This window comes from Streptomyces sp. NPDC051963 (assembly GCF_044593495.1).
Taxonomy (GTDB): Bacteria; Actinomycetota; Actinomycetes; order Streptomycetales; family Streptomycetaceae; genus Streptomyces.
Window position 1 is genome coordinate 474077 of the sequence record NZ_JBIUCC010000006.1, and the last position, 23797, is coordinate 497873.

Below are 23797 nucleotides of genomic sequence, written 5' to 3' on the forward strand. Positions count from 1 at the left end.
TGCCGCGACGCCCCACCGAACGGAGCAGGACCATGCGAGAGTTCCTGGTCGAGATCACCACCACGATCCCGGAAGGCACCAGCCAGGACGAGGTCGACCGGCGGCGCGCTGCGGAGTCCGTCCGGGCTCGGGAACTGGCCGCGACCGGCCATCTCGCGCGGCTGTGGCGTCCGGTCGGCGAGCTGCGCAGTCTCGGTATCTGGCGAGCCGGCGACGAGGAGGAACTCCACGAGAAGGTGCTCGGCACGCTCCCGCTGCGTCCGTGGATGGCCTTCACCGTCACCCCGCTCGAATCCCACCCCAACGACCCGGGCCGGTCCGGTCTCCCACAGACCGGTTCATGACCGTACGACGCCTGCGCGCCTCCCCGGCCCGAGGAGGTGCCCTCCACTCCCCCTGGGGTCATGTCGCGCAGGGCGCCGCAGCTCTCGCCGCAGGCATGGGAGTCGGCCGGTTCGTCTACACCCCGATCCTTCCCCTGATGCACTCCCAGGCCGGACTGTCCACGGCAACGGGCGCGAACCTCGCCACGGCGAACTACGTCGGATACTTCCTCGGCGCCCTCGCCGGCATCCTGTCCCCCGCGCTGGTCCGCTCACGTGCGACGCTGCGTACCGGCCTGGCCGTGCTGAGCGTGAGCCTGGCCGCCATGCCCGCCGCCCAGGAGGCCGCCGTATGGATCGTTCTGCGACTGTGCGCCGGGGTGAGCAGTGCCCTGATCTTCGTCATCGCGGCCGGGTCCCTCTTCAGCCGGCTGCGTGAGCACCCCGCTCACCTGCCCGGCTGGGCGTTCGGCGGAGTCGGCGCGGGTATCGCACTGTCCGGACTCCTCGTCCTCGCGCTGCGTTCGGTCGCCGACTGGCGGACGGCCTGGTGGGCCTCGGCCGCACTCGCCGCGCTCCTCGCCGCAGTCGCGTGGAACCTGCGCCCCGAAGCCGCACCGACGGCAGCCGCGGCATCCGGCGCGGCGGCGGCCGAGGGGCCGATGCTGCGCAAGCGCCGGTGGTTCGGTGCGCTGTTCGCCTCCTACGTCCTGGAAGGTGTCGGCTACATCGTTGCCGGCACCTTCCTGGTCGCCGCGATCGAGCAGAGCTCACCGGGCTGGATCGGCAGTGGTGCCTGGGTCCTGGTCGGTCTTGCGGCAGTACCGTCCTCGGCGCTGTGGGCCCGGTTCGGGCGCCGCTGGTCCCGCCCCGATCTGCTGCTCGCCGCGCTCGTCATCCAGGCGGTCGGCATCGCACTGCCGGCCGTGGTCCCCGGGGTGGCGGCCGCACTGGCCTCCGCGGTCCTGTTCGGGGCGACCTTCATCGGTATCAGCACGCTGGCCCTGGCCACCGGGGCCCACCTGCGGTTTCCCCGCTCGGTCGCGCTGCTGACCGCCGGATACTCCGTCGGACAGATCCTCGGTCCGCTGGCCGTGACCCCGCTGCTGCACCATGGCTATCACCAGGCGCTGATCCTGGCCGCCGTCGTCGTGCTCGCGGCCGCCTGCGCCGCCGCCGTGCTGCGCATCGGCTTCCCGCACCACACGGTGGTGGTACGGGAAGCCACACCGATACGATCACCCGCTCCGACGGACGACGACCCGGCCGCGGACCGCCGACGCCTCTGACAGGGAGTCCGACATGACCACACCACGGGACCTGCTGATCGTCACCCTGGAAGAGGCCGCCGCCGACCACCACACCGAACAGGGCGACGTCTCCCTGGCCCTCGCCGGAGCCGAACTGCTCGACCTCGCCGACGCCCGCGCCCTGACACTGGACGACGACCGCATCGTCCCCGCCCCGCCGCACGACCTGGGTGACCGGCTGTTGAACGAGGCGGCGGCGTCCCTCACCCGGCAGGCACCGTACGAGTCCGTCGAGGACTGGCTGTGGCGCCGCGGGCGCGGCCTGCACGCGGCCTATCTCGCCGCCCTGGAGACGGACGGAGACGTCACCCGGCAACGCCGCCGCTGGATCCCCCTGCGCACCGACCGAACGGCCCTGCCCGACTCACCTGCCCGGCGCCACGCGGCCGAGCGCCGGGCATCGGGCGACCCCGTCCTCGCCTCTCTCGCCACCGCCGTAGGGCTCGGCGACGAGCCGTCCGAAGACCTCGCGGACCTCACCGACGAGACGGTCGTGACCGTACTGGCGGCCGTCAGCGAGGCAGTGACGGAACTTGCGGCCGTACGGCAACGGCGAAGCGTCGAGGACGCCGCGTTCGACAACATCTGGCGCGGCCCGTGACAAGCCCGGCGGCTACGACGAACTCGGCGCCGGGGTCGGTCCCATGCCCCGCAATTGCTGGATGTTCCCGCCGATCTTGGTGCGGAACTCCTCCAGCATCTTCGGCTCCTTCGCGCTGACGATCCACCGGGTGCCGACCAGGTACTTGCCCCCGTACATGGCGGCGGAGTCCAGCCAGGTCTGCTTGTACGTCTCCTCGGGGAACGTGGTGATGAGGTAGTCGACCTTCGGCGTGTGGCAGAGGCCCTGGCGCAGTTCCTCCGCATCGATGCGGATCTTGGCCTTGCACCCGGTCAGGGAGGCGATCACCTCGACCTTTGCCGGTGCCACGACTCCGGCCGCGGGGGCAGCGGACATCTTCGACGGTTTGCCGCTCCCCGCCGCGTCGTCCTCGCCGCCGCTACAGGCCGTGGCCAGTGGAAGGAAGGCCAGGCTCGCGGTCAGTGCGGCGCCACGCAGGAGGCGGGCGGTGGGCAGGGGGTGACTGGTGCGTCCTCGCGGTTGCTGCTGTGGCACGTCGCCTCTCCGTATCCGGGCTCGTCCTGTCCGCGGCGGCGGCCAGGGCTACGACAAGGGGTACGGGTGACGGTTGTTGCCTGTTCACACGTAGCCGCAGTACTTCCCGGACGGTGTCCGTCCCGGCAGCCGAAGTGCGTGTGCAGGCTCCGTGGCCGAGATTGGAACCAGCAGATGTCTCATGGGGCTGAGCCCCCGCACGGAGGCCTGTGCCATGACGAGTCATGCTCGACCGCACCGGACGGGGACGGATTCATCGCCCCTGGTGCTCGTAGTCGGGGTGGCGGGAGCGGGGAAGACCACCGTGGCGCGGCTTATCGCCGATGTGGATCGGGGGCCCTGGCTGGATGCCATCGGAGCCCGGCTGGACCGCGAGACAGCCGGAGCCGGACGAGCGCCCGCTCGTGGTGGAGATCGACCAGCGACCGGAGGCCGTCGCGGATGCGGTGCTGTCGCTGATGCACCAGGCACCCGCCCCTGGCCGTGCACCGACCGGAGCGGTCACGGACCGCCTCATACCGTCCGAGGAGCCACGTATGTCCCCCAGTCCAACAGGCGAGCAATGGGAGCTGCGCCGCGGCGGACAGCGTGCCGTCGTGGTCCAACTCGGTGCGGCTCTGCGCCACTACGAGGTGGACGGCCGGCCGGTCCTGGACGGATTCGCCGCCGACTCACGCATTGCCGGTGGGCGTGGACAACTTCTCGTCCCCTGGCCCAACAGGGTCAGAGACGGTCGATACGAGTTCGACGGAGCGGACCTGCAACTCGCGCTGACCGAACCGGAGAAGCACAACGCGATCCATGGACTGCTCCGCTGGACCCCCTGGCGGCTGCTCGCCCGCAGCGATGACACGGTGAGGCTGGGCACCTTGCTCCTTCCGCAACCGGGCTACCCGTTCACGCTGGACGTGGTCGCCGAATACAGGCTGGGACCCGACGGCTTCGAAGCAAACATCTCCGCCACCAACGTCGGGGACACGCCCGCTCCCTACGGAGTGGGGCAGCACCCGTATGTGACGGTCGGCACCGACTCGGTCGACAGCGCGCTGCTGACCGTTCCCGCCCAGTACTGGCTGCCCGCCGACGACCGGGGTCTGCCGACCGGCCGGGAGCCCGTCGACGGCACCGTGTACGACTTCCGCACCGAACGTCCCATCGGTGATCTGCGGCTGGACACCGCCTTCACCGAACTCGGTCGCGACGCCGAGGGCCGGGCCCGCGTACGGCTGGCGCACCCTTCCGGGTCGCGGGGTGTCGATGTGTGGCTCGGCGACAGCGCTCGGTACGTCCAGGTGTACACCGGCGACACGTTGGCCGAGCCCGACCGTCGGCGCCGTGGTGTCGCGGTGGAGGCCATGTCATGTCCAGCTGACGCGTTTCGCAGCGGCACCGATCTCACCGTCCTGGAGCCGGGCCGCGGCCATGTGCTCCGGTGGGGGCTCAGCCCATGGGGAGCCGCATGAACTCACAACCACCGTCTGCGATCACGAAGTTGATGACCGAGGACGAGTTCCGGAAGCTCTACGCACGGCTCCGCGAAGCGACACGGACCGACGATCCGCGCGGAGCGCTCCGTCATCTGACCCCCGAGCGAGTCGTGGCCGCTGCCGCGGAGGTGCGGACCGGGCACACGGTGTCGCTCGCCGCGCCGGTGGAGACCCGGCCGGGCCCGGACAACCCCGAGCCCGCGGTCCACCGTATGACCGGACCTGCTGCCGGTGACCTCGGGGCGGACGGAGTGCACTTCGCCGTCGACCACTTCGCGATGAACGTGCACGGGGACGCCGACAGCCATCTCGACGCGCTCTGCCACGTGCTGTACGACGGTGAGCTGTACCACGGGGTGCCCGCGAGCAGTGTGACGGCTCAGGGCGCCCGTTCGCTCTCCGTGGCCCTGGTCGAGGACGGCATCGTCGGCCGCGGCGTACTGCTGGACATCCCGCGGCTGCGTGGCGTGCGCTGGCTGGAACCGGGCGACCATGTGACCCCGGGTGACCTGACCGCCGCCGAGGCCGCGCAAGGGGTCCGGGCCGGCCCGGGAGATCTGCTGCTCGTCCGGGTGGGCCATCGCCGCCGCCGCGAAGAACTCGGCGCGTGGAATGCGGCACAGGAAAGAGCCGGCCTTCATCCGACCGCCGCGGAATTCCTGGCCGAGCGGAAAATCGCCGTCCTGGGAAGCGACGGCAACAACGACACCGCTCCCAGTGCGGTGGCGGACGTCGCCTTTCCCGTACACGTACTGGCCGTGCACGCCATGGGGGTACATCTCATGGACTACCTGCAATTCGAGGAGCTGGCGCCCGTCTGTGCGGATACGGGCCGCTGGAGTTTCCTGTGTGTGGTCGCCCCACTGCGGTTGCCTGCGGCAACAGGATCTCCCGTCAACCCGATCGCCGTGCTGTGACCGCGGGGCGAAGGCGGCAGCGCCTGCCCCCGGTCGCCGTTCACCGGAAGGACGGATACGTTCGAAGGGGTGGGAAGGCAGGGTCTCCGTACCGCGGAGGGACAGGCCCTGGAGCAAGCGCAGGGCCGTGAGCGCAAGGACGGTGGTCGCCGTGGGCGACTCCACCCACTACGACGTCATCATCATCGGCAGCGGCGCCGGCGGCGGCACGCTCGCCCATCGGCTCGCTCCTTCCGGAAAACGCGTGCTCCTCATCGAGCGCGGCGACCATCTGCCACGTGAACGGGACAACTGGGACTCCACCGCCGTGTTCGTGAAGGGAAAGTACCGGGCCCCGGAATTCTGGCTCGACCGGCACGGCAACGAATTCCCGCCCGAGGTCAACTACTACGTCGGCGGGAACACCAAGTTCTACGGTGCGGCCCTCTTCCGGCTGCGGCCCGAGGACTTCGGCGAGATCCGCCATCACGGCGGCCTCTCGCCGGCCTGGCCGATCCGGTACGAGGACCTGGAGCCGTACTACACACAGGCCGAGCACCTCTACCTGGTCCACGGGCGGCACGGCGAGGACCCGGGTGAAGGCCCGGTGAGCGCTCAGTACGCCCATCCGCCCGTGGAACACGAGCCACGCATCCAGCAGTTGAGCGACGACCTGGAAAAGCGCGGCCTGCACCCCTTCCACCTTCCGATCGGCGTCAACCTGAGTCAGAACGACGACGGAGGGGCCACGCACTCCAGCGTCTGCATCCGGTGCGACCGGGTGGACGGCTTTCCCTGCCTCGTACGCGGCAAGTCCGACGCCGAGGTGATCTGTGTGGAGCCGGCGCTGCGGCACCCCAACGTCGAGTTGGTCACCAACACGCACGTCGTACGGCTGGAGACCGATCCGACGGGGCGCAGCGTCAACACGGTCGTCGGCCGCCGCGCCGACGGCTCGGAGGTCCGGTTCTCGGCGGATGTCGTGGTGGTCTCCTGCGGTGCCGTCAACTCCGCGGCCCTGCTGCTGGCCTCGGCCAACGAGCACCACCCCGCCGGACTGGCGAACAGCTCCGACGTGGTCGGCCGCTTCTACATGCGGCACAACAACCTTGCCCTGATGGCCATTTCGAAGGAACCCAACGACACCCGGTTCCAGAAGACCCTGGCTCTGCACGACTGGTACTTCGGCGCGGACGACTGGGAGTTCCCGCTGGGCGGCATCCAGATGCTGGGCAAGTCGGACGCGGAGCAGATCCACGGCGAAGCCCCCAGATGGGCCGGCGCACTCGCCCCCGACATGCCCTTCGAAGTGCTGGCGCATCATGCCGTCGACTTCTGGCTGTGCGGCGAGGATCTGCCGCTGCCCGTCAACCGGGTCACCCTGGACGGCGACGGCCGCATCCACCTCGCTCTCGACGAGGGGAACAACGTCGAGGGTCTGAAGCGGTTGAGGCACGAACTCCAGCACATGCTCGGCGACTTGGGCATGCACGAACACCGGCTCTTGTCCCGCAGCATCTACCTGCACAAGGGCATGCCGATCGGCGCCACCGCTCATCAGGCGGGCACCGTACGCTTCGGCACCGACCCGGCTGCCTCCGCCCTGGACGTCAACTGCAAGGCGCATGACCTGGACAACCTGTATGTCGTCGACACGAGCTTCTTCCCGAGCATCGGTGCGGTCAACCCGTCGCTGACGGCCATCGCCAACGCTCTGCGAGTCGGTGACCATCTGCTGGACCGACTGGGCTGACTGGGCTGACTGGCGGCAGCGCTGGTCCGACCGGGCGAAAAGTTCCGCCCGACGGCCCAACCGCGGCTTGGTCGAGCGCCCACCGCCCTGGGCACGGTGGTTGCTTGACCCTTGTTCCGGACCGGGTGCGGACAGGTATCCGGAGCCGCGCGGCAAGGAGACAGGGGAACGTGGAGTCCACGCCAGAAGTACCTCAGGACGTCATTCCGACGCAGCTGCTGAAGGGTCAGAAAGCCCTCGTCACCGGGGCCAACTCCGGCATCGGCAAGGCCACCGCCATCGGGCTGGGACGGGCCGGCGCCGATGTGGTGGTGAACTACGTCGCCGACCGGGACGCCGCAGAGCAGGTGGTCGAGGAGATCGCCTCGTTCGGGGTGCGCGCTGCCGCCCACGAGGCGGACGTGTCCGATGAGGACCAGGTCACGGCGATGATGGACCGGATGCGCAAGGAGTTCGGGACGATCGACATTCTGGTCGCGAACGCCGGCTTGCAACGCGACGCGCCGTTCACCGAGATGACCCTCGCTCAGTGGCAGAAGGTGCTGGACGTCAACCTCACCGGCCAGTTCCTGTGCGCCCGGGAAGCCACCAAGGAGTTCCGCCGCCGCGGAGTCGTACCGGAGGTGTCCTCCTCCGCCGGAAAGATCATCTGCATGAGTTCGGTGCACCAGCTCATCCCCTGGGCGGGCCACGTCAACTACGCCTCGTCCAAGGGCGGCGTGCAGATGATGATGCAGACCCTCGCCCAGGAGCTCGCGCCGCACAAGATCCGGGTCAACGCGGTCGCCCCCGGAGCCATCCGGACACCGATCAACCGCAGCGCATGGGAGACACCCGAGGCCCGGGAAGATCTGCTGCGGCTCATCCCCTACGACCGGATCGGCGACCCTCAGGACATCGCCCACGCCGTCGTCGCCCTCTCCTCCGACCTCATGGACTACGTGGTCGGCACCACGCTCTACGTCGACGGCGGGATGACCCTGTTCCCCGGCTTCGCCACCGGCGGCTGACCTTCTCCTGTACGTCCTGAACAGTGAAGGCTCCCGCATGCACACCTCGGTCCAACTGCTGGCGGACACGCCGGCCCAACTCCTGCCCGCCCGGGAGCTCATGGCCTTCACCCTGGCCTCCCACATCATCCTGGTGCCCCTGGGCGTCGCGCTCCCCTTCATCACCTTGGTCATGCACTACCGGGGGCTGCGGCGCAACGACGCGACCGCGCTCCTGCTGGCGCGCCGCTGGTCGGCCGTCATGGCGGTGCAGTTCGCGGTCGGTGTCGTCACCGGCACCGTGCTCTCCTTCGAGTTCGGCCTGCTGTGGCCGGGACTCATGGGCAGGTGGGGTGATGTCTTCGGCATCGGATTCGGTGTCGAGGCATGGGCCTTCTTCCTCGAGGCCGTGCTCATCGCCATCTACCTGTACGGGTGGCGACGGCTGAAGCCGCGTACGCATTTCCTGCTCGCGCTGCCGCTGCCGGCCACCGCCCTGCTCGGGGCCTTCGGCATCCTGGCCGCCAACTCCTGGATGAACACCCCCCAGGGCTTCTCCCTGGACGCCGACGGCGATCCCGTCGACGTGAATGTGTGGAAGACCCTCTTCACGCCGATGTTCGGACCGCAGTACTGGCACTTCGTGGTGGCGATGCTGCTGACCGCGGGCTACATGGTGGCCGGCGTCTACGCCGTCGGATGGCTGCGCGGTCGCCGCGACCGCTATCACCGGCTCGGCTTCGCCGTTCCCTTCACCATCGCCGCGGTCGCCACGCCGGTGCAGTTCGTCCTGGGTGACTCCATCGCCCGGTCGGTGTTCCACAAGCAGCCGGTGAAGTTCGCCGCGATGGAGATCGTCTGGAAGACCGACACCCGTGTGCCGGAGTACATCTTCGGCCGTCTGCACCCGGACGGATCCGTCTCGGGCGGCATCAAGATCCCGCTGCTCGACTCCGTCCTGGCCGGGTTCAGCCCGAACACCAAGGTCGTCGGACTGACGTCGGTTCCCGCCGACGAACGGCCGACGGCCACCCAGGCGACCATCGCCCACTGGGCCTTCGACATCATGGTCGTCATCGGGTCCGTCCTGGTACTGCTGGCTCTCTGGTACGGCCTGGTCTGGCTGCTGCGCCGCCGGCTTCCGACCTCGAAGTGGTTCTATCGCAGCGCGGCGTGCGCGGGCGTGGCCTCCGTGGTGACCGTCGAATGCGGCTGGATCGCCACCGAGGTGGGACGCCAGCCCTGGATCGTCTACCAGAACATGAGGGTCGCGGAGGCGGTGACCTCGACCCGTTCCGCCACCCTGTGGGTCACGCTCGGCCTGGTGATCGTCGTGTACGTGTTCATCTTCGGCTCGCTCCTCGTGGTCCTGCTCCGGATGCGCACCCGATGGCGGTCGGCCGACGAGCAATGGGCGGCGGGGCACCCGGCCCATGCGCCGGAGGCGGACAGCCCGTACGGGCCGAGAGCGCCGGTGCCCGCCGGCGACACCACCGGAGGCAGTGGAGCCGACCCGGCCGAGGACGGCCGGTCATGACCGCCGACGTCGTCGCCGTGGTGCTGCTGCTCGCCGTGGCCGCGTACGCCTGCGCGGGCGGCACCGACTACGGGGCCGGTTTCTGGGACCTCACCGCAGGAGGTGCGGCTCGCGGCAGACGTCCCCGGTGGCTCATCGACCACGCCATGGCGCCCGTGTGGGAGGTCAACAACGTCTGGCTGATCTTCGTCTTCGTCATCATGTGGACCGGCTTCCCGTCGTTCTTCCAGATCGTGTTCTCCGCGATGTGGCCACCGATGGCGCTGGCGGCCGTGGGCCTGGTCCTGCGCGGCGCGGGCTTCGCGTTCCGCAAGGCCACCCGGCGGCTGCTCGGCCGGCGCCTGTACGGAGCCGTGTTCGCCGTGGCCTCGCTCATGACGCCCTTCTTCCTCGGCGCGGCCGTCGGCGGAGTCGCCTCAGGCCGGGCGGCAGCGGGCAGCGAGGCAGGGGCGGACGCCTGGTCCAACCCCACTTCGATCATGTTCGGGCTGCTCGCCATCGCGACGACGGCCTTTCTCGGCGCGGTCTTTCTCTGCGGCGACGCCCGCCGGTTCGAGGCCCCCGATCTGATCGGCTACTTCCGGCGTCGCGCGCTGGCCGGTCTCGCCGTGCTCGCAGTACTGGCGGTGATCACCCTGTTCGTCACCCACGAGGACTCCCCTCACGTGTGGCACGGGCTCACCCACGGCGTGGGACTGGTCTTCGTCGTCGTCGCGGGGGCGGCCACCTTCGTCACGGCGTGGCTGCTGCTGCGGACACCGGGCAACTGGGCCCGCGTCACCGCCGTCGGGGTCGTCGCGTCCGCTGTCCTCGCCTGGGGCATGGCACAGCGCCCCTACCTCATCCCCACCTCGCTGACCGTGGCCGACGGGGCGGGCGCGTCCGGCACGCTGACCTGGCTGCTGGTCGTCACGCTGGTGGCCCTGGTGATCGTCGTGCCGGCCGTCGTCCTGTTGTACTGGCTGGACACCCACGGCGAACTGGAAGCGCTCACCGACGCCGATCTACGCAAGGGAAGCGGCGCGGACGGGGACGGCACGGCCAGGACCGACTGACGCCCCCGCCCCTTCGTTGCATCGCATCGCGCCAGGACCCCGACGTAGGAAGCCGCTGTGACCGACGACCAGATCCTTCTCGGACTCGCGCTGACCGTGGTACTCGCCACCGGCTCGCAGATCCTGGCGAGCAAACTGCGTGTCCCCGCCCTGATCCTGCTGCTGCCCGCCGGCTTCGCCGCCGGCGCACTGACGGACGTCATCCACCCCGACAAGCTGATGGGGGCGAACTTCTCCGCCCTGGTGTCCCTGGCCGTCGCGGTGATCCTCTACGACGCCGGCCTGGGCCTCGACCTGCGCAACCTCACCGGGCGGACGCGCTGGATCGTGGGCAGGCTGCTGATGCTCGGGGTGATGGTGACGTTTCTGGTCGTCGCCCTGCTGGCACCGGCGCTGTTCGACATGCCGCTCAGAGTGGGCGCGATGCTGGGCATGATCCTCGTCGTCTCGGGACCGACCGTCGTGGGTCCGCTGCTCGACTTCGTGAAACCGAATGACAAGGTGCGACGCATCCTGATCTGGGAAGGAACTCTGACCGACCCGATCGGCGGCATCCTCGGCGCACTCGTCTTCCACGCCATCGCCTCGACTCATCGCGTCGACGTCGGCCGCGGCTACCAACTCGGCCAGTTCGGCATCAGCCTCGCCGTCGGTCTGATCGGCGGGGCGGTGGGGGCCGCGCTGCTGTGGTGGACGCTCCGCACTCTGCGGCTCGGCGAGACCCTGGGCACGCTGGCGCAACTGGCCACGGTGATCGCCGTGTCGGCCGGCTGCGACATCGTCCGGGACGACACGGGACTCATCGCCGCGATCGTCACGGGACTCGCCGTGACCAACATCCCCGGCTTCGACATGCCCGCTCGCCGGCCCTTCTTCGAGACCCTGGTGCAGCTGATCATCGGACTGCTGTTCATCTCCATCTCGTCCACCGTCACCCCGTCCTCACTGGTGCCCGTACTGCTTCCCGCCCTCGCTCTCATCGCGATCCTTGTCCTGGTGGTGCGTCCCCTGGTCGCCTTCGCCGCGACCGCGCGTTCGGACATGACCCGGGGTGAACGGGCTTTCGTCGGCTGGATGGACCCTCGCGGCATCGTCGCCGCCGCCACGGCGTCGGCCTTCTCCGCCAGTCTCGTCGACCAGGGAGTGGACGGGGCCACCCGGATCCTTCCCGTCACCTTCCTGGTGATCGTGGGAACCGTCCTGCTGTACGCCCTGACCGCGGCCCCGGTGGCAAGACGGCTGGCCGTCGTCAAGCCCTCGGGTACGCGCGTCCTCCTGGTGGGCGGCAAGCCGTGGGTGGTCGACATGGGACGGGCCCTGCGATCCGCCGGACTCGACGTGCTGATGTGGGCGGGGCTCGACGAGGAGCGGAGCAGGATCAAGGATGCGGGGATCCAACTGGCCAGGGGCGATCTGCTGGCCGCGGCCACCAACCCCGGGGCACGGCTGGAGGGAGTGACGGCCGTGCTCCTGGCCACGGACGACGACGACTTCAACGCACTGGCCTCGGTGGTGATGCAGGACAACGTCGAGGGCCCCGTCTACCGAGTCGGCCCCCCGCACAAAGGCTACGGCGTCGTCGCGCCCTACACCGGCGGCGCCATCCTCTTCGGCAGTTCGCTCGTCCGGCACACCCTGGCGGAGCGTTACGCGGGAGGGGCCCGCTTCCTGGTGCAGCCCTCCTCCGCCCCACGGCCTCCCGACCACGACACCCTCTTCGTGGTCCGGGCCGGCCGCCGGCTGGAGCCGGTCACCGAGAACCGGTCGATCACGCCGCAGGAGGGCGACAGCGTCGTACTGCTCGGCGCCGCCCCTTCCCCGCGGTGAGCCTCGACGCCGGCTCCCCCTCGGACTACTTCCCGCTCTCCCGTGCCTGGCGGAGACGCGCGTCCAGGGTGATGGCCGCGTCGATCAACGCGAGGTGGGTGAAAGCCTGGGGGAAGTTCCCCAGTTGTCGCCCTGTCAGGTCGATCTCCTCGGAGTACAGGCCCAGGTGGTTGGCGTACGTGAGCATCTTCTCCAGCACGAGCCTGGCCTGGTCCGTCCGCCCGGCCCGGGCCAGGGCGTCGACGTACATGAACGTGCACAGGGAGAAGGTGCCTTCGGAGCCGCGCAGTCCGTCCGGCGACGCCTCGGGGTTGTAGCGGTAGACCAGGCTGTCGCTGACCAGTTCACGGTCCATGGCCTCCAGGGTGGACGTCCACATCGGGTCGTCCGGGGTGATGAAGCCCACCGTCGGCATCCGCAGCAGGGACGAGTCCAGCACGTCACTGCCGTAGTGCTGCACGAACGCCTCGCGTTTCGGATCCCATCCCTGGGTCAGCACCTGGTCGTAGATCCGGTCGCGCTCGGCCTCCCAGCGCCTACGGGCCGCGGGACGGCCGCTCGCGGAGGAGAGCCGCAGGGCGCGGTCGAAGGCAACCCAGGACATCACCCGGCCGTAGGTGAAGTCCTTGCGGCCTCCGCGGGTCTCCCACAGTCCCTCGCCGGCCTGGTCCCAGTGGTCGACCAGCCATTCGAGGAGTGTGTGCAGTGAGGACCAGCCCTTGGTGTCGAGCTGTATTCCGCGCCGGTGTGCGAAGTAGATGCTGTCCAGCGCCTCGCCATAGATGTCCAGCTGGATCTGGTTCGCGGCTCCGTTGCCGATGCGCACGGGAGCGGAGCCCTCGTAGCCCTCCCAATGCTCCAGAATCTCCTCGTCCAGGTCGGAGGAGCCGTCGACGCGGTACATGATGTTCAGCGGTCCGGTCTCGGAATTGCCGCCGATCTCTTCCTTCACACGATCGCGCAGCCAGCCGATGAACGCCGTCGCCTCTTCTTTGAAGCCCAGACCGAGGAGGGCGTAGACCGAGAAGGAGGCATCGCGGATCCAGGTGAACCGGTAGTCCCAGTTGCGCTCACCGCCCAGCTGCTCCGGCAGACCCGCCGTGGGAGCGGCCACCAGAGCCCCGCTCGGCGCGTACGTCATCAGCTTCAGCGTCACCGCCGAGCGTTCCACCGCCTCGCGCCAGCGGCCCGAGTACCGGGACTGGCCGAGCCATGACCGCCAGAAGTGGATCGTCTCCTCGTGGAGCCGCTGGAATTCCGAGACGCGGAATATGTGGGGCGGCCCGTCGGGCGACGACTCCAGGATCACGCCGCGCTGCTGGCCGGCCCTCAGCGGCAGCGAGAAGCGGAGGTCCCTGTCTCCCGACAGCAGGTTCAACAGCCGCTCGTCCTCCGGCTCACGGACGGCGTGAACGGCCAGCTCCAGTCCCTGCGAGGCGAAAACCGCTCCGTGCTCGCCGAAGCGCAGCTCGTGAGGTTTGCGGCCGTAGTCGAAACGGGGGGCGATCTCCCCCTCGAACGTCATGCTGCCACGCACACAACGCAGCATCCGGACGAGGCGATGGCGGTCGGTCGCGACGGCTCCGGTCACCGGCATGAAGTCGACCACTTCACCCGTTCCGGACTCCGTCATGAAGCGGGTTATCAAAATGGCGGTATCCGGAAAGTACAACTGCTTCGTCGCGTACGCCGTGTCGGCGGGCCGGACGGTGAAGTGGCCGCCCTTTTCCCGGTCCAACAAGGCACCGAACACACTGGGTGAATCGAAACGGGGGCAGCAGAACCAGTCGATGGTGCCATCGGTGGTGACCAGAGCCGCCGTCTGAAGATCACCGATCAGACCGTGGTTCTCGATCAGCGGGTATGTGTCCATCGCGAGCCTGCTTTCACCCGGGGAGAGCTCCGGACCGATCCAGCGACGTCACCCGACCAGCTTACGTGGGGAGCCGTCGACGGTCTTGCTGAGCGAATTCAGCGGCTGGACGGGCCGGTGTCGGGCCGCTGCGGACGTCCGCTCCATGCTTTAGCGTGGTCTTACGATGATGTCCTGGGCCTCCGCTTTCCGACTGCGGCAGTACACAAAAGCGAGCTTGTGGATCCTGCCGCTGTTCGGAATCGTGCTGGGTGTCATTCTTGCCGAATGTGCCGTCGCCGCCGACGGAGCGGACTGGCCGCCGGGCGGCTGGCGTTACTCCGCGACCACCGCGAGCGGCGTACTGAGCGCCATTGTCGGGGCGATGGTGGCACTGCTCGGTTTTGTCGTGACGATCGGCGTTCTCGTCATTCAGCAAGCGACCGGAACGCTGTCTCCGAGATATATGCGCCTGTGGTACAGGGACCGGCTTCAGAAATCAGTGCTGGCCACCTTCACCGGGACGTTCGCGTTCGCTTTCTCCCTGCTGCGCAGCATCGAGTCGAATTCGGTGCCGGACCTGGGGGTCACCCTCGCCGGCGTGGCCGTCGCGGTCAGTCTGTTGCTGCTGCTCATCTATCTCAATCGCTTCACCCACAATCTCAGACCGGTGGCCATCGCCGATCTCGTGGGACGCATGGGCGAGGACGTCTTCGCCCGCGGTGCCGTGAAACTCCATGATGCTGAGCCGCACGACGGTGAACCCCTACCGTCGCGCGACCCGGTGACCGTGGTCCGCTCACCGCGCGGCGGAGCCATCCAGGCCTTCAACACAGCGGGACTGGTGGCTGCCGCGGCGCGCCATGACTGCACCTTCGTCGTGCCCTACCTCATCGGGGACTACGTACCTCCCGGAGCAGTCCTCGTCGAGGTCCGGGGCGGGACGTCCGTGCCCGATCCCCGGATCGTGATCGGTCTCATCGCCCTGGGCCCCGAACGAACCATCGATCAGGACCCCGCCTTCGCCCTGCGGGTTCTCGTGGACATCGCCATCCGCGCCCTCTCCCCGGCGGTCAATGACCCCACCACGGCCGTACAGGTGCTCAATCACATCGAGTCGTTCCTCACCAGGATCGGTATGAGACCGCTGCCGGGTCGCTATGTGCTGGCGGACGACCACGGCCGGCCGCGCCTCGTGCTCCGGGGACGTGGCTGGGCGGATTTCCTGGAGCTCGCCGTCTCCGAGATCCGCGACTACGGGGCGACCTCCGTACAGGTCTCCAGACGGCTGCGCGCCCTCCTCGACGGCCTGCTCGGCACTCTGCCACCGACGCAACGAACAGCGGTACAGGCGGAGTTGGACCTGCTGCGCCAGTCGGTGGAGCGGTCGTTCACGGACCCGGCCCACCGAGCCGTCGCACAGCGGGCGGACCGTCAGGGCATCGGCGGAGGCTCCCGGCCTCCCCGGTGACGAGCTCGTCCGGCGATGGGCGCTGACGCGCGCGAAGTACATGCCGGCCGGTGGCTCCCCTCGTGGTCACCGGCCGCTGACTGCATGGTGTGGCGTGAATGTGGGCGGGAACCTTGCGAAAACCTTGCTTCACTGGTGAGCGTGGGTCGGCCGGCGGGGCGGGCGGCCACCCGGTGCGCGGTTGTGCAGAGTGACTTCGGGGATGGGCATGACGGAATTTCTGCTGCTGGGCACGGTCGAGTTACGGGACGCGGACGGCGCGTCGGTGGATCTCGGCCCGGCCAAGCAGCGCACGGTCCTGGCCGCGTTGCTGGTGGACGCGGGCCGCTGGGTGGCGGTGGAGACGCTGATCGACCGGGTCTGGGGGGAGGACGTGCCTCCCCAGGTGCGTCCCTCGCTCTACGCGCACATCGCACGGATCCGCCGGTTGCTGGCAGCCATGGCCCAACCTGCCGATGCGGGAGCGGACGGCGCGGCGGCGGGCCCGCAGCTGCGGCGGGGGCCGGGCGGGTATCTGCTCGACATAGCGGCTGATCGCGTCGATGTGCACCGGTTCCGGCAGCTCGTCGAGGAGGCCCGCGGTGCGGAGTGCACGGATGCCCAGCGGGTGCTGATGCTGCGTCAGGCGCTCGGGTGGTGGCGTGGTGAACCGCTGGCGGGCCTCGCGGGTGCCTGGGTGGAGCGCACCCGCGAGAGCTGGGCGCAGGAACGCATCGACGCGGTGCTCGCGTGGGCCGAGGCCGAGTTCCGAACCGGCAATCACGCCGGGGTGACCGGTGCGCTGACCGCTCTGGCCGCCGAGTATCCACTCGTCGAGCCGCTCACGGTGGCGCTGATGCGGGCGCTGCACGCCGCCGGGCGCGGCCCGGAGGCCCTGGCCTGTTACTCCGCACTCCGGAAACGGCTGGCCGAGGAGCTGGGCACGGACCCGGGTGCCGAGGTACGGCAGGTACATCAGGCGATCCTCCGCGGCGAGTCCGCCCCGCCCGCCGCACGCGATCTGGTGGCGCCGGGACCGGCCGTCCCGGCGCAGTTGCCTTTGGAGGCACGGGGGTTCACCGGCCGGAAGGAGGAACTGGCCCGCCTGGACGGGATCCTGGCCGGTTCCTCGAAGCGGCCGGCCGCCGTGGTGGTCTCGGCGGTGTCGGGGACGGCGGGGGTGGGCAAGACGGCGCTCGCGGTGCACTGGGCCCACCGGGTGGCCGACCGATTCCCGGACGGCCAGCTGTATGCGAACCTGCGCGGCTTCGACCCGTCCGGGGCCGCCATGGCACCCGATCAGGCAGTGCGGGGCTTCCTCGACGCACTGGGCGCTCCGGCCCAGCGCGTCCCCGTGGACCTTCAGTCGCGGGTGGGCCTGTACCGGAGCCTGCTCGCCGGACGACGGGTGCTGGTGGTGCTGGACAACGCCCGCGATGCCGAGCAGGTCCGCCCGCTGCTGCCCGGCTCTCCCGGCTGCCTGGCCGTGGTGACCAGCCGCAACCGACTCACGGGCCTGGTCGCCGCCGAGGGCGCCCACCCCATCGCGCTGGACCTGCTCGCACCGGCCGAGGCCCGCGCCCTGCTGGCCCACCGGCTCGGCGAGGACCGGGTCGCGGCCGAACCGGACGCCGTGCAGGAGATCATCACGCGGTGCGCCCGGCTCCCGCTGGCCCTGGGCATCGCCACCGCCCGCGCCGCCGCCCACCCCGGCTTCCCCCTCAGCGCCGTCGCCGAGGAGCTCCGCGACAGCCACGGCAGCCTCGACGCCTTCGCCGGGGGCGACCTCACCACCGACGTACGGGCCGTCTTCTCCTGGTCCTACGCCGCCCTGGCCCCGGAGCAGGCCCGGCTGTTCGCACTGCTGGGGCTGGCTCCCGGCTCCGACATCGGGCTGCCCGCGCTCGCTTCCCTCGCCGGGCTGCCCGGGCCGGCCGCCCGCGCCCAGTTGCGTGCCCTGGAGAACCTGCACCTCGTCGATCAGTACGAGCCCGGCAGATGGCGCATGCACGACCTGGTGCGCCTCTATGCCGCGGACCGGGGCCGTCAGGACCTCGCGCCCGAGGAGCAGGAAGCGGCGCTGCGGCGACTGGTCGGGTTCTATCTGCACACCGCGTGCGGAACCCTCCGGCTGATGCCGCTCGACGACACGCCTCCCGAGCTCGGCGATCCCGGGCCCGGCTGCCGACCGCAGCGGCTGACCACCCACGCGGAGGCGGTTGAGTGGCTGGCCGGCGAGCTGCCCAACGTCCTCGCCGCGCAACGCCTGGCTTCCGACCGCGGCTGGCGGAGACTCGTGTGGCAGTTCGCCTGGAGCCTGGACCAGTTCCACGGCCTGCTGGGTCACGTCCACGACAGGGTGGCGATGTGGCAGGCCGCCCTGGCCGCCCTCGACCACGACGACGAGCTCGGCGTTCACATGAGGGTCCACCGGCGGCTCGGACACGCCGCGACCCACACCGGATCGCACGATGAGGCCAGGAAGCACCTGGGGCATGCGCTGGACCTGGCCGAGCAGGCCGACGATCACGGAACTCAGGCCCGCATCCATATCTCGCTCGCGCAGGCGTACGGGCAACAGGATCGCCTCCGTCCGGCGCTGGAACACTCCGAGCGCGCCCTGCGGCTGCTCCAGGAACTTGAGCTGCCGGCGGTGAAGGCCGCCGCGCTCAACTCGGTGGGCTGGTACAACGCCCGGCTCGGCCGCTACGGGCAGGCCCGCGTCCACTGCGAGGCGGCACTGCCGCTGGCCCGCCACGCGCGGCACGAGAGCATTGAGGCCGACATCCTGGACAGCCTCGGCTACATCGCCCACCACACCGGCCACCACGAGGAAGCGGTGGACCACTACCGGCTCGCCGTGGCCCGGTACCGCGGCGCCGGTTCGGACCGTTGGGCCGCCGACACGCTCGACCGCCTGGGGCACGCCCACCGAGCACTCGGCGGCTTCGAACAGGCGCGCAGCACCTGGGAAGAGGCCGCCGCCATGTACCGCGACCAGCTCCGCCCCGCACTCGCCGAACGGGTCCAGCGTCAGCTCGACAACCTCGAACCCTCGCGGCCCCCGGGGGTTGTTCACGACCGGGGACCGGGTGACTGAACAATCCGTGCCGCGTTGAACTGGACCTGCGGTGCCGGCGTCCGGCCCGCGAAGCGGAACCGGGTCACAGCACGGAGAGAGGTCGTCGGATGTCGAAGAGAGGGAGCGTCGCCGTGGTGGCCGCCGGGCTGGTACTGGCCGTCGGCGGCTGCGGGGGCGGGGGCGGCGCGGACGACAAGGCCGACGCGTCGGCGGGCAAGGTGTCGGCCGAACCGACTCCGACACGCACGCCGTCCGAGCAACTGGTGCAGTGGGTCGGGGACATGTGCGAGTCGACGATCGCGATCGAGAACCTGCGGACCGAAAGCGCTGCGGATCTCAAGGAGATCCGGAACTCGGACGACGGCGAACTCCCCACCCAGTCCCTCGCCGTCGGCTACCTCGCCGGGACACCGTCGTCGGTGGAGGACGTGGAGAGCGACCTGGACGACCTCGCCCCGTCGGGCGTTCCCGCGGCCGACCGGCTGCACGACGCCTGGCTGAAGAAGGTGCAGGGCGTCGTGACCGACCTCGACGGGATCTCTCCGAGCGCGGCCTTCGACGACGCCGAGGGCAGTGTCACGGGCGTCGACAAGCTCGTACAGTCCCTCACGTCGCCCCAGCCGGACCTGCTCGCGCTGACGAAGAAGGACCCGCAGCTCGCGGCCGCGTATCAGCGCGCGAAGCAGTGCGCTCCGGGCTGGACGCCCGACGAGGGAGCCGAGGAGGGGGACTCGCCCGCGCCCGATCCCACCGGCCCGCTGCCCAAGGCGGCCGACGGCAGGAACACCGGCGCGTGTTCGGACGGCGAGTGCGAGATCCTGGTGACCTCCACGGCGGACATCACGGCGAACGGGACGAGCGTGCATGTCTCCGTGGGCGACGACTACGTCACCTTCCAGACGGCGGGCACCCTGATGCAGCTCGGCGGCGCGGGCGGTGAGGCCGGGTTCGGCGACACGCTGAAGGCGACCGTCGTCGCGCACAACAAGGACGGCGCCGTGCTGAAGTTCACCACCCCCTGAGCGACCCCGCCGGACGCTAGCGTCCCCCGCACACGTCCTGGTACCCGAGTTGCGGCAGGCGCTCCTCCCATTCGGCGCGGGTGAGGACGCCGCCGGTGCTGTCGCAGACGTAGTCCGCCGCGCGGTCCGCGTCCAGGGTCCACACCCGGGCCGTCAGGTCGTAGCTCGCGGAGGCGAGGGCGTCGCCTTTCCGGTTGAAAGCGACGGAGGTGACGGTGTCGACATGGCCGGTGAGTTCCTGGCCCGCGAGCTCGGCACGGGCCGGGTCGGACACGTCCCACAGCCGGACCGTGTGGTCGCCGCCGGCCGTCGCCAGCGTCTTCCCGTCCGGAGCGAAGGCCACGGACTTGACCGCTCCACGATGTTCGGCCAGCTCCTCCCCCAACGGACGTACGTGATCCGCCCGTTCCACGTCCCACAGCCGGACCGTACGGTCGTCGCTCGCGGTCGCCAGCGTCTTCCCGTCCGGGGCGAAGGCCACCGCGTTGACCTGCTCGTCGTGTCCGGTGAGGGCTGCGCCGGCGGGCCGTGCGGATGCTGCGCCGCCCACGCGCCACAGCCGCGCCGTGTTGTCCCAACTGCCGGTGGCCAGGGTACGGCCGTCGGGGCTGAAGGCCACGGAGGAGACGGCGTCCGTGTGGCCGCGCAGTGGTTCGCCGAGCGGCTGTACGCGGTCCGGCCGTCGGGCGTCCCACAGCCGCAGCGTGCCGTCCTCGCCGCCGGTGGCCAGCGTGCGGCCGTTCGGGGCGAACGCGACGGCGAAGGTGCCGCCTTCGTGCGCGTTCAGCGGTTCCGCGAGCGGGGTGGGACGTTCGGGCGCGGAGACGTCCCACAGCTGTACCGTGCCGTCCTTCAACCCGCTCGCCACCGTACGGCTGTCCGGGGAGAAGGCGACGGCCGGCACCGCCTCCTCGTGGCCGAGCGTCCGCAGGATCCGGCGCGGGTGGTCCGGACGGCGTACGTCCCACAGCCGGATCAGCCCGTCGTCGGTACTGGCGACGGCGAGGAGACGGCCGTCGGGGCTGTAGGCGACGGCGGTCAGGGGGTTGGTGAAGTCGGTGAGGACGGTCGGCGGCCGGTGCCAGAGGAGGACGCTGCCGTCGGCGCCGGTGCTGGCGAGGCTTCGTCCGTCGGGGCTGAAGGCCACCTCCCACACGGCCTCCGTGTGGCCGGTCAGGGGCTCCCCGAGCTGTAGCGGGTAGGCGGGGTTGGCCACGTTCCACAGGATGGGCCGGTCGTCCTCGCCCGCGGTCGCCAGGGTCTCGCCGTCGGGGCTGAAGGACACCGACATCACGGGCGCGGTGTGTCCGGTGAGCGGTTCTCCCAGCGGTTCGACACGGCTCGGGTCGGACGCGTCCCACAGCCGTACGGTCTCGTCGTAGCCGCCCGTGGCCAGCGTCCGGCCGTCCGGGGAGAACGCCACCGTCCAGACGGGGGCGGTGTGTTCGCGCAGCGGCTTGCCCAGCGGTGCGATCCCGTCGTCCCCGCTGAAGTGCCACAGCCGTACAGTGCCGTCGTAGCCGCCCGTGGCGAGGGTCTCCCCGTCCGGGGCGAACGCGACGGCGCGGACGCTGCGCGAGTCGGCCTCGACCGGTTCGCCGATCGGCGTGGGAGCGGCCGGGTCGCCGAGGTCCCACAGTCGTACGGTCCCGTCGTCGCCGGCGGTGGCCAGCGTCCGACCGTCGGGCGCGAAGGCGACGGAGACGATGTTCTCCTCGTCGTGGCTCACCAGCGGCCGGCCGACGGCGCGGGGCCGGTCCCGGTCGTGTACGTCCCACAGCCGGATGGCGCCACCATCCCCGGTGGCCACCAACAGGTCGCGGTCGGCTGCGAAGGCGATCGCGCTGACCCGTGCCGTACCGAGCCGCAGTGGTTCGCCCAACGCCCTCCCGCCGGTGTCCCACAGCCGGACCATGCCGTCATGGCCGCCGCCGGCGAGGGTGCGGCCGTCGGGTGCGAACGCCACGGAGCTGCCGACGCCGTCGTGGCCGGACAGCCGGGTCGCCAGCACCCGGCCCGCGTCCGAGGCCAGCCGGGTCCGCAGGTCCGGGGTGGACCGCATGCGGTACGCGGCGACGTCCAGCCGGGCGGCCACCCCGGCGTGGGTGTCGCGGACCCGGTCGGCCTCGGCGGTGAGTTGGCCGAAGACGGCGTCGTCCCGTTCGGCCTGCGCGGTGGCGCGCGCCTGGAGGGCGACGACCGCGGTGCCCGAGGCCAGCAGCACCAGCGCGGCGAGTACGGCCACGACCGTACGGCGCAGTCGCGCGGTACGGTGCCGGCGGCGGAGCGACGCGGTGAGGAACTGCCGTTCCAGCGGGGTGAGTTCGTCGCTGCGGCGACCCTCCGTCGCGATGTCGCGCGGGAAGGCGTCGCGGGCGGCGGACAGCCGGGATCCGGCGAAGAGCGCGGCGTTCTCCCGGCCGAGCGCCTGCCAGGTGCGGGCACCTTCGGAGAGCGAGCGGTGGACGCGCAGCCGGTCGCGTTCGGCGTCGATCCATGCGCGCAGCCGGGGCCAGGCGGTGATGAGGGCTTCGTGGGCGAGGTCGACGGTGCCGTCGTCGAAGGTGATCAGGCGGGCGCGGACCAGGCGTTCCAGCACGACGCGGGTGTCGTCGGGGCCGCCGAAGTCGAGCTCCGCGTGCTCGGTGGGACGACGCGTGTCGGGTGTGCCGTCACCGGGGGCGACGAGGCGGAGCAGGATACGGCGGGCCAACTCGGCCTGCGACGGGGTGAGTTCGCCGTAGACCTGCTCGGCCGTACGGACGACGGCGCCGCGCAGTTCGCCGGCCGCTTCGTACGCCTTCTCGGTCAGGACGCGGCCGTTGCGGTGGCGCCAGGTCTCCAGCAGGGCGTGCGACATCATCGGCAGTCCGCCCGGTGCGCCCTCGACCTCGTCGAGGAGGCGGTCGGTCAGGGAGCGTTCGACGATCAGGCCGTCGGCGGCGGCCGGGCGGACGATGGCCTCCCGCAACTCCGTGCGGCTCATCGGCCCCGCGAGCAGCGTGGCCTCCTGCAACGCGGCCGTGAGGCCCGGATGTTCGGCGCAGCGGCCCAGGAAATCCGCCCGTACGGCGATGACGACGCGCAGTCGGCTGTCGGCGTCGAGGGCGGCGACCAGGCGGTCGATGAAGGTGTCCCGGTCGGCCGATTCGGCGCCGAGGGTGTACAGCTCCTCGAACTGGTCGACGATCAACCAGGTGTCGGCGTCGGTGTCGGGTACGGGCAGGAGCCGGTCGGCGTGGGTGCGCAGCGGGTCCGCGCCGGGCGTGAGGATCCGTACGGCCGCCGGGGTGGTGTCCCGGCCCCCGTCGCCTTCGCCGTCGCGCGGGGTGCGCAGCAGGGGGATCAGACCGGCCCGCAGCAGCGAGGACTTGCCGCTTCCGGACGGGCCGAAGACGGCGGTGAAGCGGTGCTTGCGGTTCAGCTCGGTCAGCCGCTCCACGAGCTGGTCGCGGCCGAAGAACAGTTCGGCGTCGCCCGGTTCGAACCGGGTCAGGCCGCGGTACGGCGGCCGGGAGGTGTCGTCGTCGGCCTCGGTGACCAACTCCGCGGACGCCTCGCGCCAGCGCCGCTCCCACTCGTTCACGTCGCCGCCGCACGCCTTCACGTAGGCGAGCGTCACCGCCCGGCTCGGCAGTTGCTTCCCGGCCGCCGCCTGCGACAGAGCGGTCACCCCGTACCGCGCCCGCTGCGCCATCTCCCGGTAGGTGGGTTTCCCCGCGGACTCGCGCAGCGCGCGCAACTCGGCGGCGAACCGTGGCACCGGTCCCGCCTCCGGGTCCAACTCGCCCTCGGTGCGCCCCGGCCCTGGTTGTCCCGACACGTGCCCGCCCTGCCTTCGTCCACCCCAACAGCGACCAGGCCATCACCCGGCGCATCCGCACGGGCGCCCACGGTAGGGAGCGGCAGGGGGCTGCCGCAATGCAACTTCCGGCGTATCGGCAGGCGTGGTACGGGCGTTCACCTGATCCTCACGGTTCCTCCCGACCCCAGCTCCGTCTCTTCGTACCTTCAGGTTGTTCAGCGCCGGGAGAGGACCTGCTGAACAACGGCGTACGGCGGTCGAATGACCAAGGGGCGTGGCCACTACGGGCCAT

Annotated in this window: 16 protein-coding genes; 13 read left to right on the plus strand and 3 right to left on the minus strand. The window is 70.6% G+C overall.

Translation table 11 applies throughout. The annotated features are described in order from the left end of the window. The first annotated feature begins 32 nt into the window (after positions 1-32). Genes ACIHFB_RS26735 through ACIHFB_RS26745 form a run of 3 tightly spaced genes read left to right on the plus strand, consistent with a single transcriptional unit; the run spans position 33 to position 2234 of the window. On the plus strand, positions 33-344 hold the full coding sequence (locus tag ACIHFB_RS26735) for a muconolactone Delta-isomerase family protein (RefSeq protein WP_365282929.1): 312 nt from the start codon (positions 33-35) through the stop codon (positions 342-344). Then, positions 341-1612, plus strand: coding sequence for a YbfB/YjiJ family MFS transporter (locus ACIHFB_RS26740; protein ID WP_400128128.1), 1272 nt, complete (start codon positions 341-343; stop codon positions 1610-1612). The genes ACIHFB_RS26735 and ACIHFB_RS26740 overlap by 4 nt, the downstream gene beginning before the upstream one ends. A 13-nt stretch (positions 1613-1625) precedes the next feature. Beyond that, the gene (locus tag ACIHFB_RS26745; RefSeq protein WP_365282928.1) at positions 1626-2234 is read left to right on the plus strand and encodes a GPP34 family phosphoprotein; all 609 of its coding nucleotides are present in this window, start codon (positions 1626-1628) and stop codon (positions 2232-2234) included. 12 nt (positions 2235-2246) lie between these two features. Here the strand turns inward: ACIHFB_RS26745 and ACIHFB_RS26750 are convergent, their stop codons facing one another. After that, on the minus strand, positions 2247-2750 hold the full coding sequence (locus ACIHFB_RS26750) for a hypothetical protein (protein WP_365282927.1): 504 nt from the start codon (positions 2748-2750) through the stop codon (positions 2247-2249). 347 nt (positions 2751-3097) lie between these two features. Between ACIHFB_RS26750 and ACIHFB_RS26755 the strand changes: the two genes are divergently transcribed. From ACIHFB_RS26755 to ACIHFB_RS26785, 7 genes are all read left to right on the plus strand, one after another. Beyond that, positions 3098-4213, plus strand: coding sequence for an aldose 1-epimerase family protein (locus ACIHFB_RS26755; protein ID WP_400128130.1), 1116 nt, complete (start codon positions 3098-3100; stop codon positions 4211-4213). A 32-nt stretch (positions 4214-4245) separates the two neighbouring features. Next, a complete protein-coding gene (locus ACIHFB_RS26760; protein WP_365282925.1) occupies positions 4246-5154 on the plus strand; it encodes a cyclase family protein in 909 nt (302 codons plus the stop codon). A gap of 127 nt (positions 5155-5281) precedes the next feature. Continuing rightward, positions 5282-6886 carry a GMC oxidoreductase gene (locus tag ACIHFB_RS26765; RefSeq protein WP_400128131.1) on the plus strand — a complete coding sequence of 535 codons (1605 nt, stop codon included), beginning with the start codon at positions 5282-5284 and terminating at the stop codon, positions 6884-6886. A gap of 170 nt (positions 6887-7056) precedes the next feature. Beyond that, positions 7057-7896 (plus strand): SDR family oxidoreductase, encoded by an 840-nt coding sequence (locus ACIHFB_RS26770; RefSeq protein ID WP_365282924.1) that lies wholly within the window; start codon positions 7057-7059, stop codon positions 7894-7896. 37 nt (positions 7897-7933) lie between these two features. Beyond that, positions 7934-9412 carry a cytochrome ubiquinol oxidase subunit I gene (locus ACIHFB_RS26775; RefSeq protein ID WP_365282923.1) on the plus strand — a complete coding sequence of 493 codons (1479 nt, stop codon included), beginning with the start codon at positions 7934-7936 and terminating at the stop codon, positions 9410-9412. Continuing rightward, a complete protein-coding gene (locus tag ACIHFB_RS26780; protein ID WP_365282922.1) occupies positions 9409-10467 on the plus strand; it encodes a cytochrome d ubiquinol oxidase subunit II in 1059 nt (352 codons plus the stop codon). Before ACIHFB_RS26775 ends, ACIHFB_RS26780 begins: the two co-directional genes overlap by 4 nt. A gap of 57 nt (positions 10468-10524) precedes the next feature. Beyond that, entirely contained in the window at positions 10525-12294 is a 1770-nt protein-coding gene (locus ACIHFB_RS26785) for a cation:proton antiporter (protein WP_365282921.1), read from the plus strand. Between the two features lie 25 nt (positions 12295-12319). Here the strand turns inward: ACIHFB_RS26785 and ACIHFB_RS26790 are convergent, their stop codons facing one another. After that, entirely contained in the window at positions 12320-14167 is a 1848-nt protein-coding gene (locus ACIHFB_RS26790) for a glycoside hydrolase family 15 protein (RefSeq protein ID WP_365282920.1), read from the minus strand. A 217-nt stretch (positions 14168-14384) separates the two neighbouring features. On the opposite strand from ACIHFB_RS26790, the gene ACIHFB_RS26795 reads away from it, so the two are divergent. The 3 genes from ACIHFB_RS26795 to ACIHFB_RS26805 all read left to right on the plus strand — a co-directional run bounded on the left by ACIHFB_RS26795 (position 14385) and on the right by ACIHFB_RS26805 (position 19700). Next, positions 14385-15617, plus strand: a complete 1233-nt coding sequence (locus ACIHFB_RS26795) for a DUF2254 domain-containing protein (protein ID WP_400128132.1) — start codon at positions 14385-14387, stop codon at positions 15615-15617. 208 nt (positions 15618-15825) lie between these two features. Then, complete coding sequence (locus tag ACIHFB_RS26800) at positions 15826-18696, plus strand: AfsR/SARP family transcriptional regulator (protein WP_400128133.1); 2871 nt, start codon at positions 15826-15828, stop codon at positions 18694-18696. 89 nt (positions 18697-18785) lie between these two features. Continuing rightward, positions 18786-19700 (plus strand): hypothetical protein, encoded by a 915-nt coding sequence (locus tag ACIHFB_RS26805; RefSeq protein ID WP_400128134.1) that lies wholly within the window; start codon positions 18786-18788, stop codon positions 19698-19700. A gap of 16 nt (positions 19701-19716) precedes the next feature. On the opposite strand, the gene ACIHFB_RS26810 is transcribed toward ACIHFB_RS26805, so the two are convergent. After that, positions 19717-23523 (minus strand): WD40 repeat domain-containing protein, encoded by a 3807-nt coding sequence (locus ACIHFB_RS26810; RefSeq protein ID WP_400128135.1) that lies wholly within the window; start codon positions 23521-23523, stop codon positions 19717-19719. Positions 23524-23797 lie beyond the last annotated feature (274 nt).